This is a genomic window from Arenibacter lacus, from assembly GCF_008711145.1.
In the GTDB taxonomy this organism is placed as follows: Bacteria; Bacteroidota; Bacteroidia; order Flavobacteriales; family Flavobacteriaceae; genus Arenibacter; species Arenibacter amylolyticus.
Window position 1 is genome coordinate 11,753 of sequence record NZ_VVIN01000022.1, and the last position, 14,908, is coordinate 26,660.

Annotated in this window: 13 protein-coding genes and 1 pseudogene; 8 read left to right on the forward strand and 6 right to left on the reverse strand. The window is 41.3% G+C overall.

From position 1 onward, the window contains the following. Positions 1 to 136: 136 nt before the first annotated feature. The 6 genes and pseudogenes from F1E73_RS08450 to F1E73_RS08475 form a co-directional block, all read right to left on the reverse strand. A pseudogene (locus F1E73_RS08450) lies at positions 137 to 1,169 on the reverse strand (IS1595 family transposase). A 174-nt stretch (positions 1,170 to 1,343) separates the two neighbouring features. Then, the gene (locus tag F1E73_RS08455; protein WP_150451663.1) at positions 1,344 to 3,668 is read right to left on the reverse strand and encodes an FdhF/YdeP family oxidoreductase; all 2,325 of its coding nucleotides are present in this window, start codon (positions 3,666 to 3,668) and stop codon (positions 1,344 to 1,346) included. A gap of 82 nt (positions 3,669 to 3,750) precedes the next feature. Further along, the gene (locus F1E73_RS08460; RefSeq protein ID WP_150451664.1) at positions 3,751 to 4,116 is read right to left on the reverse strand and encodes a DUF7009 family protein; all 366 of its coding nucleotides are present in this window, start codon (positions 4,114 to 4,116) and stop codon (positions 3,751 to 3,753) included. Positions 4,117 to 4,183: 67 nt separating this feature from the next. Then, a complete protein-coding gene (fdhD, locus tag F1E73_RS08465) occupies positions 4,184 to 5,017 on the reverse strand; it encodes a formate dehydrogenase accessory sulfurtransferase FdhD (RefSeq protein ID WP_150451665.1) in 834 nt (277 codons plus the stop codon). 139 nt (positions 5,018 to 5,156) lie between these two features. After that, positions 5,157 to 6,068, reverse strand: coding sequence for a bifunctional metallophosphatase/5'-nucleotidase (locus tag F1E73_RS08470; protein WP_150451666.1), 912 nt, complete (start codon positions 6,066 to 6,068; stop codon positions 5,157 to 5,159). A 2-nt stretch (positions 6,069 to 6,070) separates the two neighbouring features. Then, the gene (locus F1E73_RS08475; protein ID WP_150451667.1) at positions 6,071 to 6,835 is read right to left on the reverse strand and encodes a 5'-nucleotidase C-terminal domain-containing protein; all 765 of its coding nucleotides are present in this window, start codon (positions 6,833 to 6,835) and stop codon (positions 6,071 to 6,073) included. 72 nt (positions 6,836 to 6,907) lie between these two features. Here F1E73_RS08475 and F1E73_RS08480 point away from each other — a divergent pair, with 72 nt between their 5' ends. The 8 genes from F1E73_RS08480 to F1E73_RS08515 all read left to right on the forward strand — a co-directional run bounded on the left by F1E73_RS08480 (position 6,908) and on the right by F1E73_RS08515 (position 14,839). Then, on the forward strand, positions 6,908 to 7,441 hold the full coding sequence (locus F1E73_RS08480; RefSeq protein ID WP_150451668.1) for a DUF6913 domain-containing protein: 534 nt from the start codon (positions 6,908 to 6,910) through the stop codon (positions 7,439 to 7,441). A gap of 2 nt (positions 7,442 to 7,443) precedes the next feature. Further along, a complete protein-coding gene (dapA, locus tag F1E73_RS08485; protein WP_086478052.1) occupies positions 7,444 to 8,334 on the forward strand; it encodes a 4-hydroxy-tetrahydrodipicolinate synthase in 891 nt (296 codons plus the stop codon). A gap of 408 nt (positions 8,335 to 8,742) precedes the next feature. Further along, on the forward strand, positions 8,743 to 9,552 hold the full coding sequence (locus F1E73_RS08490; RefSeq protein ID WP_223883395.1) for an outer membrane protein assembly factor BamD: 810 nt from the start codon (positions 8,743 to 8,745) through the stop codon (positions 9,550 to 9,552). A 13-nt stretch (positions 9,553 to 9,565) separates the two neighbouring features. Beyond that, complete coding sequence (locus F1E73_RS08495) at positions 9,566 to 9,898, forward strand: DNA-directed RNA polymerase subunit omega (protein WP_086478055.1); 333 nt, start codon at positions 9,566 to 9,568, stop codon at positions 9,896 to 9,898. Between the two features lie 3 nt (positions 9,899 to 9,901). After that, complete coding sequence (coaBC, locus tag F1E73_RS08500; RefSeq protein ID WP_150451669.1) at positions 9,902 to 11,107, forward strand: bifunctional phosphopantothenoylcysteine decarboxylase/phosphopantothenate--cysteine ligase CoaBC; 1,206 nt, start codon at positions 9,902 to 9,904, stop codon at positions 11,105 to 11,107. Further along, positions 11,100 to 11,987 carry a type IX secretion system protein PorD gene (porD, locus tag F1E73_RS08505; RefSeq protein WP_086478057.1) on the forward strand — a complete coding sequence of 296 codons (888 nt, stop codon included), beginning with the start codon at positions 11,100 to 11,102 and terminating at the stop codon, positions 11,985 to 11,987. The genes coaBC and porD overlap by 8 nt, the downstream gene beginning before the upstream one ends. Before the next feature lie 165 nt (positions 11,988 to 12,152). Further along, positions 12,153 to 13,805, forward strand: a complete 1,653-nt coding sequence (gene recN / locus F1E73_RS08510; protein ID WP_150451670.1) for a DNA repair protein RecN — start codon at positions 12,153 to 12,155, stop codon at positions 13,803 to 13,805. A gap of 221 nt (positions 13,806 to 14,026) precedes the next feature. Continuing rightward, on the forward strand, positions 14,027 to 14,839 hold the full coding sequence (locus F1E73_RS08515; RefSeq protein ID WP_086478059.1) for an enoyl-ACP reductase FabI: 813 nt from the start codon (positions 14,027 to 14,029) through the stop codon (positions 14,837 to 14,839). Positions 14,840 to 14,908: the final 69 nt, after the last annotated feature.

Below are 14,908 nucleotides of genomic sequence, written 5' to 3' on the forward strand. Positions count from 1 at the left end.
AGGTAATAAGGCTTCGCTTAGGTATTGGTCTGTCCTTTTCTCCTGTGCCTCAGTGTCTAAAAGATAGGTTTTAAGTTGGTAATACTCTTGTTGTTCTCCTTGTCCCCAAGTACTTATAGTAAATAGGGGCTCTAGTTTATGTTTGCGTTGATATTAGTTTTTCATACCTAGTGTCTATATTTCTGTATCTGGCATAGGTTCCAATGTCTTCAACGGTCTTGGGAACAAAGGCCTGGAGCATGTCCTTACTACCCTTGAGGTGCTCCTTTACCCTAAACCAATTCAGATACTGCTGAAGATATTTGGTCGAAACGCCCCAAAAAGTGCCGTCTATCCATTTCTTTAGTCTATTATGCGTGGAATTCACATGTTGTATATGGTAAACGCCTTGCTTTACACGTTGTTTTATAATTCCCTTCAGGGCATGGTGTTCCAGTTTTCGATCCATTGCAAAACCTTTGTAGATTACCGATGCATCACTGCACAATATCGCCTTTTCCGGTTTTATCCGACTTCCGATGGCATTTTCCAGATCGGTCTTTTTGATATAGCCCATAGTGGCCACGGTCAGGTCCATAACAGATTTCCTGTCCTGGGTCACGATGACGGCCACACGGTCCCTATCGATTCCTTTCTTTTTTAGTGAGCCCCCCTCGTTTTCTCGCGTTGCGACCGGTGACCTCCCTGCCCTTTTCAGAATTGAAGAAGAAGGTTTCATCGCTTTCGGTAATACCGGTGAAATCGTCCTTTCCCGTCTCCGAGAGCGAGGCCAATATCTTGTGCCTCCAGTCAAAAGCGGTCTTTTTATTGATACACAGAGCATCTTTGATCTTGTCCAGACTCTTCTCTTCTACCATAAGGGCCAAGTAGGCGTCTATCTTGTCCTTCTTGTGCAGCCCCGCCATCCAAGTGCCCGTATATTCGGTAAAGCTTCTCTTGCAGGACTTGCATTTATAGCGCTGTGCACCCTTGTCCTTTCCGAAACGGACATATTTGGTATGGCCACAGTGCGGGCACTCGCCCATCATATTGTCGAGAAGATGTCGGCGGGAGGCCTGTGCCATTGGACTTCCCGCAGTCACATCGTGCTTTTCGATATCCTTGAGCAATCTCCGCCTGTCCACCAGAGGAAGCGAAAGGATCTTTTGTTTTAATTCTTCTAGTTCCATACCTAAAGATACAAATAATAGCTATTGTAAACTAGAGCCTAAATAGGAGTAGTAAAATGGGAAGGTATGCTGCTTTGTTCATTAGATTGGTTTTTATTAAGATATTATTGCTCTACGTTGGAGAAATAAAATTTTTATGGGGGGCTTCCCAAATTGCCGGTCTACCTAAATTCATTAGTTGATTTCGCTTTCCTGGGATTTATGTTTTTTTACTTGGATAACCACGGACTTGGAGGTTGGGGTGTTGCTAAAGTCTGCAGTACTACCCACAGGCACCAGTACGTTGGCTTCCGGAAAATAGGTGGCACAGCATTTTTCGGGAATATTGTAGGATAAGACAATGAATTTTTTGGCAATCCTTTCCTTTCCGTCGTGATAGTTATATAAATCTACCAGTTCCTTGTTCTTAAGCTTACGGCTCTGAAGATCCTTCTCATTCATTAAAATGACCCTTCTTTCATGATAGATGCCTCTGTAGCGATCATTTAAACCATAAATGGTCGTATTAAATTGATCGTGGCTTCTAATGGTCATCATTAGAAGTTCTTTTTCTTCTAGGGAGACATACTCACTTTTGGAAATGCTAAACTTAGCTTTTCCAGTGGGGGTGTCATAGGAATTGTCCCTTGCGCAATTGGGTAAATAGAATCCAGCTGGCTGTCTCACTTGCTGATTGTAGTTGTTAAAACCGGGGATACAGGCTTCAATACTATCGCGTATATGGTCGTAATGCTGTAGGTAGCGATCCCAGTTTACCTTGGAATTGGGAAGGGTGGCCTTTGCTAAGCCACAAACAATTGCAGCTTCGCTCAGTAATTGGTCGGATACCGGGGGTAAACTTCCCATGGAGCTATGAACAATACCCATAGAGTTTTCTACACTAACAAATTGCAATTCCCCATTTTGGATATCCTTGTCCGTTCTTCCCAAACAGGGTAAAATTAGGGCTTCCTTTCCATGGATGAGGTGGCTGCGATTCAGTTTAGTGGATACTTGTACCGTTAGGGCACAGTTCTGCAGGGCTTGGGCGGTGTATAAGGTGTCTGGGGTAGCGGATAGAAAATTACCACCCATGGCAAAAAATACCTTGGCCTCTCCCTGGTGCATGGCCTTTATACTTTCTACGGTATCATACCCATTCTTCCGTGGCGGACTAAAATGAAATTCCTTCTCTAAATTGTCTAACAGGGATTTTGGTGGCTTTTCATAAATACCCATGGTCCTATCACCTTGTACATTGCTGTGCCCCCTTACCGGACAGGTTCCCGCACCTGGCTTCCCAATACTGCCTTTTAAAAGTAGCATGTTTACCAGCTCCTTAATGGTATTTACAGAATTTTTGTGTTGAGTAAGGCCCATCGCCCAACATACAATCATCTTAGGTTTGCAGGCTATAATGTCTGCCACCTTTTCTAATTCCCCAAGGGGAATTCCACACTGCGCTATTAGGTTCGATATGTCTAAGGATCTAATATGTGCAAGATAACTGTCTATTCCCTCTGTTTTTTTCTCGATGAAATCGTGGTCCAAAACCGAACCTGGGGCTTGGTCTTCCCTATTCAATAATAATTTGGTCAGTGCCTGTAATAAGGCCATGTCTCCATTTATCTTGACTTGCAGATAGATGTCTGTCAAGGAAGTGCTAATACCCAAAACCCCCTTAAGATGCTGTGGATTGTTAAAGTTGAGTAGTCCGGTTTCCAATAGCGGGTTGACCGATATTATGTAGGCGCCGTTTTTCTTAGCTTTCTCCAAGGCACTCAGCATTCTTGGGTGATTGGTACCCGGATTTTGTCCCAGTATTAAAATAAGGTCGGTTTCGTAAAAATCTTCCAGTTTTACGGAACCCTTTCCAATACCTAGGGTATCTGTTAGCGCCACCCCGCTGCTTTCGTGGCACATATTGCTGCAATCGGGCATATTATTAGTGCCATACTCACGTACAAAGAGTTGATAGAGAAAGGCAGCTTCATTGCTGGTTCTGCCAGAAGTGTAAAATATGGCCTCATCTGGATGGTTCAATGTATTTAGGTGATCGGCAATCTTCTTAAATGCATCTTCCCAACTAATCTCCTCATAATGATCTGCCCCTTGGGGCAAGAACATTGGCTGGGCCAAACGACCCTTTTTTCCAATTTCATAATCGGAGAGGGAAGCGAGGTAGGAAATACTGTTTTTCTTAAAAAATGAAGCGTCCAGTTTTTTGGTAGTGGCTTCCTCTGCAATGGCCTTTGCCCCGTTTTCGCAATATTCTGCCATGGGGCTCCTATCATCGTCTGGATCTGGCCACGCACACCCGGGACAGTCAAATCCAGATTTCTGGTTTAGATGGGCCAAGGCTTTTAGCCCCCTCCCAAGTCCCATCGCTCCAAATACGTGTTGGGCAGACGAAATAACCGCTGGTATCCCCGCTGCTGTTTTTTTTGGAGAGCCCGTTTTTAAGCCTGTTAGCTTTTCGGGTGGCTCCGGATTGGGGGGCTTGTTCTTGTCCTTCTTCATGATTATTTGGTTTATATTAAGGAAAATCCCAACCTTAATTTTTTGGGGTGCCTTTTATTGGTAGGGTGGTACTCAAGCGAGGTTATTTTGCAGCTGGGTTGGGGTAATTATCCGACTGATCTTCCAAGCGTTCGTCCAAACAGATAAAGTCTTTTTCTAACAGTAATTTAAGTGTTTGTCCATCGTTTAACATCATATTGTTTTCATAGCCAACCCTATCTGTTTCTGCCCATTTTTCATTTTCTATCATTGGAAATAGTAGGGTAATGGTGTTATTATGGAAGCTTGCCTCTAAGGCAGTGAGGTTCTCCACGGCTTTGATAGCATAGGTAAATTGAGTGCCATTGAATGCGGTGTGCTCTGCTATATAACCTAATTCTTGAAGAGCACTTACCTCCGACTTGGTTAATCTGTAGCGAATGGAATTTCCCCTTATTCTAATTTTCATTCATAATGGTTTTTGCAGGTATCTTATAAAATTAGGTTATAGAGAATTAGTAGCAAAACCTAGGGGGTTATATTTTAATACGCTTGGCCCCGTTATAAATATTATAGCGGTGCTCGTTTAGAAATCCAACTAAGGTCACATCGTGCTCAATTGCCATTTCTACAGCCAGACTGGAGGGTGCTCCAACAGCACATATGAAATGGATGCCGGCCATTACTGCTTTTTGTAGCAGTTCAAAACTTGCGCGCCCACTGAGAAACAAGAGGTGGTTGTCTAAGGGGAATTTGCTGGTTTGAAGACAGCTGCCAATAAGTTTGTCCAATGCATTATGCCTGCCTACATCTTCCCTTAGTCCAAGTAAATCTCCAGTAGGGTTAAAAAGAGCGGCAGCATGGATGCCTCCGGTACTATTAAAAATGATTTGTTGTTGATTTAAGGTGTGGGGGAAGCTATGAAGTAGTGTTTTGTCTACCTGAAAATTTGCGGAGGAAGGAGGGAGGAGAGATACCGTTTTTAGCGCCGCTAAGCTAGCCTTCCCGCATACACCACAACTACTACTGGTGTAAAAATGTCGTTCTAATTTACTGAGGTCAATGTTTTTGGAGTTGTTGAGGTATAGGTGTGCCTTATTATCCTCAAGGGTGATCTGATCTATTTGATCTTTAGAAGCTAAAATACCCTCAGTAAATAAGAATCCCACGGCAAGATCGGTGTCGTTTCCTGGCGTGCGCATGGTAATGGATATGTTTTTATTTAGGATTGGCGGATTTCCCTGTAAAACACTGATACGGATCTCCAAGGGCTCTTCCGAAGCTAGGATATCGGTAAATTCCGTCACCTTACTACCCTTTATTTTCAGGATGTTTTTCGTGATGGTCGATTTTTTACTGGCTTCATTCATAATAGGGCGTTTTAATTATTTCCATTCCTTGGTGCAGGGGATACGTTGTTTAAGACACAGGCAGAGTTGACCAAGGATTACACCCTTTCAAAAGAAAATTAGTTCCCCTAACTCACCTAGGTAAAATGCCAGAATCAATTTATACGGAAATGGATATCCCTTGGGTATTGGTTAGTTTTCCACTTTCGAAATAAAAATCTAATCGACCTAAATTAATACCAAAACAACCCACTTGGTTCACTAGCACCGGCAGGTCCTTCCTATTCTGCACTACGGTGGGTTTCTCCAAAAAAGTGTGAGTGTGCCCGCCTATGATTAAATCTATGTTTTCTGTGGCTGCTGCTAACTTTAGATCGTCTACTCTTTGCGAATTGGTATATTGATATCCTATATGTGATAGACATATAATTAGGTCGCAGTGTTCATTGTTCTTTAGCGTGTTACTTGCTTCCTGGGCCATTTCTATCGGATCTAAATAGACCGTTTCCTTATAGAGGTTCTTGGAAACTAGACCGTCCAAGGCAACTCCAAGTCCAAAAACACCAATTTTTATACCACCCCGACTAAAGGTCTTATACGGTTTTACTTGTCCGTCTAAAATAGTGTTGGAGAAATCGTAGTTGGCAGATAAAAAATCGAATTTTGCGTAGGGTAATTGAGCAGCAAAACCTTCCAAGCCATTATCAAATTCGTGGTTGCCAATGGTTGCCGCATCATACTGTAGCATACTCATTAATTTAAATTCCAACTCGCCACCGTAAAAGTTGAAATAGGGGGTGCCCTGAAAGATATCCCCGGCATCCAACAAAAGCGTATTGGGGTTTTCCTTTCTGATCTCTTCTACCAAGGTGGCTCTTTTGGCAACTCCACCTAAATTGGGAAAGCTAGAGTGGTTGGTAGGGAAGGGGTCTATATGGCTATGCACATCATTAGTGTGCAATATGGTGATATGTTTCGTTGTTTCTTGCTGGCAAGAATGTAACGTTAATCCGCCCATCCCTATAAAAGCGGAGGTAGCTGCGGTTCTGGATATAAAGTTTCTACGGTCCATTCTTAGTTTATTTGTATAAAACGGTCATCTATGGTGGCCTTTACGGTGTCTACTTTCATAAAATAATCAATCATTACCTTCCTCAGCATATAGTCTGTGTTTACAAGTGAAAGACGGTTTTTAAAGAAATCCATTCTATCACCCCCGTTGACTAAATAATCTGAAGTGGCTACAAAATAAGTCCTACCCTCATCAATGGGTTTTCCTTGTATACTAACTTTCTTCAAGAGGTTATTTTTATCCACAGCAATTTGGATTCCCGCAATGGGGTGGGGCACACTAGATTTAACAAGAAATTCTACCAATTCCTGTACCGTCTTCCCATCCAATTCCGCCACAAATACCGAGTTTTCAAATGGCATTACCTCATAGGCATTCCTAGCTGTAACATGCCCTTTAGAAATTATGGATCGGATGCCACCAAAATTTAGCAGTACAAAATCGATGTTTTTCCCCGTCCTGGAGGTGAATATGGGACCAACTTCTTGCATAACAATATCGGCCATCAAATTTCCCGCATTGGTGTTGTGTTTCCCCTCCATTTTGGTGAGGGTCTCTGGAGCATAGGCTAGTACGCTATCCAATACTTCATCTATTCTGTTTCGGTACGGGGTTATAAATTGTTCAATACTATCCTTGGGGGGTATAGATTGATTAATTTCTAACTGTTTTCCACTAATTGTGTTTAGTGTTGGCTCTGGCCGCTTACAGGCGTGAAGCGCACATATTGTTAGGAATATAACAAAATGTTTATTTTTTAAACTCATATAGTTCTTACCTTCGTGCTTTAAATTGCAATGATAATATTTACTTTTACATTCTTGATAATGTAAAAATACATGTTTTTAAAAAAGTTTAAGGATAATTTAAAAATTAGGGCTGCCCGTAAGTTTATTAAACGGGAATTGGAGTCCCCTTCAAACACCCCGAAAGGGCGTGTGGGGATAACAACCATAGGCTGTATAGTGAATTTGGACGAGTTTAAGGATGTGGAATCCTTTAATGAATTCGCAGAGGAATTTTCCCTGCCGCCAAATTCTGTGAAAGTGATAGGATATAAAGCAGTTGGCGATAATAATTCGCCCTTTGGTACACCTACATTTTCCGATGAGGACCTTGGGTTTAAGGCCAAAATTGAAAATAGTTATGCCTTGGAGTTCCTAGAAGGAGAGTACGATGTGCTGGTGAACTATTATACGAGGGAACAACTTCCATTGCGGTTGATGAGCGTAAAGACCAAAGCTAGATTAAAAGTAGGCTTTGGGGGAGTGGATGAAAAAATTAATGATTTGATATTGAATTCGCCCATAAACGATTTTCAAACCTTTAAAAAGGAAATGAGAAAATATTTAGGGGTACTAAATGAGATTTAACAATGGAACAATTAGTGGGTACGGGTGTTGCTTTGATTACTCCGTTTAAGGAAGATTTTACCATAGATACCGGGGCACTTACCAAGGTAGTGAATTATTGTATCGATGGGGGGGTAGATTATCTAGTGGTTTTAGGTACTACTGGGGAATCTGCGGTGCTTTCCAAAAAGGAAAAGGAGTTGGCAATCAATACCGTAGTAACGGCCAATGCAGGAAGGCTTCCGTTGGTGTTGGGGATTGGTGGCAATAATACAGCTGCCGTGGTAGAAGAGTTAAAAGAGACAGACCTTAAGGATTTTGATGCAATTTTGTCTGTATCCCCATATTATAGCAAGCCATCCCAAGAAGGAATTTATCAGCACTTTAAGGCTATTTCATTGGCCTCGCCCAAACCAATATTACTGTACAATGTGCCGGGAAGGACAGGGAGCAATATGTTGCCCGAAACTGTGTTAAGGTTGGCAAATGACTTTAATAATATTGTAGGGATCAAAGAGGCAAGTGGCGATATGTTGCAGGTTATGCAATTAATTAAGGACAAGCCTTCCAACTTTATGATTATCTCTGGGGACGATTTTACTGCCTTGCCTACTGTTTTGGCTGGTGGGTCTGGTGTAATATCCGTATTGGGACAGGGACTGCCCAAAGAATTCTCTAGGATGATTCGTTTTGGATTGGAGAATAAGGTGAAAGAAGCGTTTAATTTGCAATATGCCCTTTTAGATGGGATGGACCTGATCTTTAGGGAAGGGAACCCCGTGGGTATCAAAGCGATGTTAGAGCACTTAGGACAGGGGACTGCTGTAGTTCGTCTTCCTTTGGTGGAGGCAACGGCAAGCCTTAAAAAAAGCATCAATCGGTTTCTAAGCTCGGTCTTAAAAACAGTTGCCTAAAAATTCATAAAAGAAATAAATAAACCATCCGGTGTTAGGGTAGGGCTGAAAAGCCTTATGACAGCACCGGATTTTTTTTTATTCAGGGTATAGGGATTACCCTCTAAGCCTTTCTATTAAATAGATGAATGGCCAGAGTTATGGGCCGCTGGGCTTCCTCAAAGGAGGTGGAAGCAAAAATAAAGTTGCTTACCAGAGTTATAACAGTTTCATTAAACAACGACTTGTGAGCGTAGTTTGCAAAGGTTCAGGGGATGATTTTCTCCCTTGTTTTGGTGGGGTTGGAGCTATATATTTAAAACTTGTACAAATAAATTTGCCACAAGTGAGGAAGGAAGTTATTTTAGCGGGCTAATAATGTTTTTTATATCCGTTCTAAATCCTTAATTTTGCAGAATGTTTTTAAAAATGAAACGACTATTCCCCATTTTATTGTTGGCAGTAATCCTTGCTTCTTGTAGTGAGTACCAAAAAGTACTTAAAAACGAAGACGTAAAGGCAAAATATGAATTAGCGGAGAAATTCTATGATCAGGGTGATTATAGGAGGGCCAACCGCTTATTAGAGCAGATTGCACCTAAATACATAGGTAGGCCGCAGGGAGAACGGGTTATGTTTTTCCTGGCAGATTCCTATTTTCAGATCAAGGATTACAATATGGCGGGGTATCAGTTTGAGCGATTCCTGAAATCTTACCCAAAAAGTGACAAAGCTGCAGAGGCAGGTTTTTTAGGAGCAAAAAGTTATTTTGAGCTATCCCCTAGGTATTCTTTGGATCAAACCGACACCGATAAGGCATTGATTAAACTACAGAATTTTATCAACACCTATCCAGACTCGGAGTTTTTAGCGGAAGCCAATATTATGGCCCAGGAGCTTACTACCAAAAAGGAACGCAAAGAGTTTGAAATTGCCAAGCAGTTTAATACCATTGGTGAGTTTGACTATACCTTTTTAACCCCGGCAATAACTGCCTTCGATAATTTTATTACGGACAACCCGGGTTCTATGTATCGGGAAGATGCCCTGTATTACAAGTTCGATTCGGCTTCCACTTTGGCCTTCAATAGTTTTGATTACCTTAAAAAGGAACGTTTAAACAATGCCAAATCGGCTTATAATGCGTTGAAAAAACAATTTCCGGAGTCTAAGTATTTGAAGGATGCAGACAAGACCATGGAGAGAGTAGAAGAAGAATTACAAAATTATTCCAAATAAAATACCATCAGTTATGAATACAAATGATTTAAAAAGCTCCAAAGCGCCGGTTTCTACCGTAACTTACAATAGAAATGAATTTGATGCGCCCACCGGTAACATTTATGAGGCTATTTCTATTGCAGCAAAAAGAGCAGTGCAGATTAATGTAGAGATCAAAAAGGAACTTTTGGAGAAATTGGAAGAGTTTGCCACCTATAGTGATAGCTTGGAAGAAGTTTTTGAAAATAAGGAGCAGATAGAAGTTTCTAAATTTTACGAAAGATTGCCAAAGCCGCATGCCATTGCAGTAAGAGAGTGGTTAGACGATAAAATTTATTACAGGAATACAGAGAAAGACGTATAAAAGATGCTGAGCGGTAAAAATATACTTTTAGGGGTTACCGGAGGTATAGCTGCTTATAAGACCACCTTTTTAGTACGTTTACTTATTAAAGCTGGCGCTAACGTTAAAGTGATTTTAACGCATAGTGCCAGCTCTTTTGTTACGCCCCTAACCCTGGCTACGCTGTCTAAAAATCCGGTGCATTCCACATTTATTAATGAGGAAGATGGCAGTGTCTCATGGAACAATCATGTGGAACTAGGACTGTGGGCAGACCTTATGGTGATTGCGCCTGCTACGGCCAATACCATGTCTAAAATGGCACAGGGTACTTGTGATAACTTGTTGATGGCCACCTATATGTCGGCCAAATGTCCCGTTTACTTTGCTCCTGCGATGGATTTGGATATGTTTATCCATCCATCTACTACAGAAACGTTTAAGAAGTTAGCTTCCTTTGGCAATATTATGATTCCGGCTACCTCGGGTGAACTCGCTAGTGGACTAGTGGGGGAGGGCCGTATGGCAGAGCCAGAGGATATCGTGGAGTTTTTAGTAAAAGACCTCGTAAAAGGATTGCCGTTAAGAGGTAAGAAAGTGTTGATTACTGCCGGACCTACTTATGAGGCAATAGACCCGGTTAGGTTTATTGGAAATCATTCCTCAGGTCTCATGGGGTATCAGTTGGCTCAGAAAGCGGCCAATTTGGGGGCAGAAGTAGTATTGGTTTCTGGTCCTTCCCACCTCATTATTCAACATTCCCACATACAGCTTATAAAGGTCACTTCCGCGGAGGAAATGTTCCAAGAGGTGCATGCGGTATATCAAGAGATGGATATTGTGATCTGTGCGGCAGCCGTATCGGACTATAAACCAAAAATGGTGGCAGATCAAAAAATAAAAAAGAAGGACGAGGAGTTAAGTATTACCTTAGTCAAAAACAAGGACATCCTATTTTCCTTAGGGCAAAAGAAGAAAGAACAGTTTTTGGTAGGGTTTGCGTTAGAGACGGAAAACGAGGAGGAGCATGCTATAGGAAAACTGAAAAGGAAAAATTTAGATGCCATCATTTTAAACTCCCTAAATGATACCGGGGCGGGTTTTGGTAAACAGACCAACAAAATCTCCTATATAAATAAGAAATTGAATATTAAAACGTTTGGATTAAAGACCAAGGCAGAGGTCGCTAATGATATTTTAAACGAAATCATAAACCAACTCCATGCGTAACTATTCCCTTGTTATCCTTTTTTTACTTGTTTCCCTCGGTTTGGGGGCGCAGGAATTAAAATGTACGGTAACCCTTAATGCAGACCAGGTGGGGACTACCAATAAGCAAGTTTTTAAAACGCTAGAACGAGCCCTGAACGATTTTGTGAACAATACCAACTGGTCTAACAGGGAGTATAAAGAACAGGAAAGGGTGAATGCCCAAATGTTCATCACTATTACGGAGCATGAGTCTAATAGTTTTAAGGGGAATATACAGCTGCAATCTTCCCGTCCTGTATTTAATACTTCCTATCAAAGCCCTATTTTAAACTATAAAGACAATAACTTTAATTTTCAATACATAGAGTTTCAGCCATTGATATACAATGAAAATAATTTGGATAGCAACTTGGTGGCAATGATCTCTTATTATGTCTATATTATATTGGGCTTAGATGCCGATACTTTTTCCCTGGAAGGGGGCAGTGAGTATTTTAGAAAGGCCCAACAGATTGTGGCCCTTTCCCAAAGTAGTGGTGCACCGGGATGGAGCACAACGTCGGGGGATCGCGGAAGATTTGAACTTGTAGATAACCTGATGTCCAATTCCTATCGGGAATTTAGGGTTGCTATGTACAATTACCACAGAAAGGGATTAGATATCCTTGCAGATAATAACAGTACTGGGAAACAGGTAATTGCGGGTACCTTGCGATTGTTTGAAAACTTGGCCTCTAGGCATCCCAATGCATTGTTAACTCAAACCTTTTTTGATGCTAAGTCTCAGGAGATACAGGATATATTTTCCGATGGTCCAAGGGTAGATATGGTGCAGTTAAAGGAAACCTTAAATAAGATAGCTCCCTTATACTCGGCCACCTGGAATCAAATAAAATAGGATAATCATAATCCAATGGCCTATAATCGGTCTAATCATGGAGATCCTTTTCTTGGCGAAATCTCTAATTTTAATGGGTTATATTTCGATTGAATAAAAATAGTATCCACCCATTTTTTTCCAAAACAATATCAATTATCTTTACCTCAATAATACACTAGAACCTTGTTGACAAATCTTACCATAAAAAATTACGCTCTAATAGATCATCTAAACGTAAGCTTCTCTAATGGATTTACGATAATCACTGGTGAGACCGGTGCTGGTAAGTCTATTTTATTGGGAGGCTTGGCATTGGTATTGGGTAAAAGAGCCGACCTCTCCTCGCTTAAGGACAAGGAGAGTAAAAGTATTGTTGAAGCTGAATTTGATATTTCCAAATACAAGCTGGATTCCTTTTTTAAGGAATTTGACCTAGATTATGAGCGCAAAACCATCATTAGGCGCGAAATTTTGCCCAGTGGCAAATCGAGGGCCTTTGTAAACGATTCCCCCGTCACCCTAGATGTACTCTCTAGATTGGGGAATAGGTTGGTAGATGTTCACTCGCAACATCAAACCATGCAGTTGACGGAAAATGATTTTCAGTTGAAAACTATTGACGCCTTGGCCAATAATGAAAAGGCACTGCAGCAATATTCGGCCAAATTGATACAATATCAACGGAGCAAAAGGGAGCTGGAGCAGCTTTTGGAATTCCAGAGCAATGCTATTAAAGAGCATGAGTACAATAGCTTTTTGTTAGAAGAGTTGCAAGCGGCCCCTTTAAAGGAGGGGATCGTGGAAAGACTGGAGGAGGAGTACGAGCAATTGAACAACGTGGAGAGTATTATGGAGCAGCTGTCCCAAGGTCAGCAATTACTCCAGGACGAACAAGTAGGGCTAATTACCTTATTGTCTCAATTGAAGCAGGTTGCTAATAAACTGGGCAGTTTTGGAGAGCAATATGCCGAGGTAAATCAACGCATTAATTCCGTTTTTATAGAATTGGACGATATTTCCAATGAATTTGGAAACTTAAATGATAGGGTAGAGTCTAACCCCGAATTGTTGGAGGAAGTAAATACGAAACTTCAGCTGTTGTACAATCTTTTAAAGAAGCACAACGCACAGGACGTGCCAGAGTTATTGGAGATAAAGGCAGACTTAGAGGAAAAGGTATTGGCTACCGAGAATGTAGAAAATGATATTGAGGCCAAGCGAAAAGAGTTGCAAGCTTTAGAAGCTGAGCTAAATTCCATAGCCTCCAATATAAGCAAGAGCAGAGGTAAAACCTTGCCGAAACTAAAAAAACAACTAGAGGATACCTTGTCTGAACTGGGAATGGCTAGTGCCACCTTTAAAATTGAGATTCACCCATCCAAAGGATTTAATTCCACCGGAAAAGACGATTTAACCTTTCTTTTATCAGCTAATAAGGGCTCGGACTATGGGGAGCTTAAAAAAGTAGCCTCAGGTGGGGAACTTTCCAGGATTATGTTGGCCATTAAGGCAATTTTAGCAAAATATGAACATTTGCCTACCCTGATGTTCGATGAGATTGATACCGGGGTCTCTGGAGAGATTTCCAATAAAATGGGAGATATTATGCAGGAAATGAGTAAGGCCATGCAGATATTCTCTATTACCCATTTACCACAGGTAGCAGCGAAAGGCGCTCACCATTTTAAGGTGTATAAAGAGGAGGAATTAATGGGGACCCAAACCAAGATGAAGCGTTTATCTAAGGAGGAGCGGATTACAGAATTAGCAGAAATGTTGGGAGGAAAATCCATTTCCGAATCAGCACTTGCCCATGCGCAGCAGTTACTGAACTAAACTTATAAGTAGTATCCCTTTGGGTAGTGGATGTGGAGCGTTGTATTGGTGAAGCTTCCGATCCATCATGACCTACAGTTTTATAAAGAAAATAGTTCCGTTACTGACAGAGGAACTAAAATTTCCTTTACATTTTAAGCTAGAAGCGGGCCTTCAAAAATTAATGCCCCATTAATTTTTAATATCTTTGATCCACTTAAAATTCAAAAAGAAATAGAAGTATGTCATTTAACTTATTGAAGGGGAAAAGAGGAATAATCTTTGGGGCTTTGGATGAGAACTCCATTGCTTGGAAAACTGCAGAGACCGTACATGCAGAGGGTGGAACATTTGTGCTTACCAATGCACCAATTGCCATGAGAATGGGACGTATTAACGAGCTTGCCGAAAAAACAGGAGCTACTATTATTCCAGCCGATGCAACCAGTGAAGAAGATTTGGACAACTTGGTGACCAAGTCCATGGAAATTTTGGGAGGAAAGATAGATTTTGTGCTGCATGCCATCGGAATGTCCGTAAACGTACGCAAAGGAAGGTCTTATACCGATCAAAAATACGATTTCACTAGCAAGGGTTGGGATGTATCCGCGCTTTCCTTTCACAAGGTAATGCAAAGTTTGTACAAAGCAGATGCTATGAATGAGTGGGGAAGTATTGTTGCTCTTACCTATATGGCAGCCCAGCGTACCTTTCCGGATTATAATGATATGGCCGACAATAAAGCCTATTTAGAATCTATAGCTCGTAGTTTCGGTTACTTCTTTGGTAAGGATAAAAAGGTAAGAGTGAACACTATATCCCAGTCTCCTACACCCACTACAGCCGGACAGGGGGTAAAAGGGTTTAACAGCTTTATTAACTACGCCGAAAAAATGTCGCCCTTAGGCAACGCCACTGCCCAAGAGTGTGCAGAATATACGGTAACACTCTTCTCGGACTATACCAAAAAGGTAACAATGCAGAATTTGTTTCACGATGGAGGATTTTCCTCTACTGGGGTGAGCCAGGAAATAGTGGATCAATTTTCTGAATAAGTTAGATTAAATACATCGGCAATCCCTGCCCAAAAGGGAATGCTAAAACTATTATGTGGGAAAGAGATA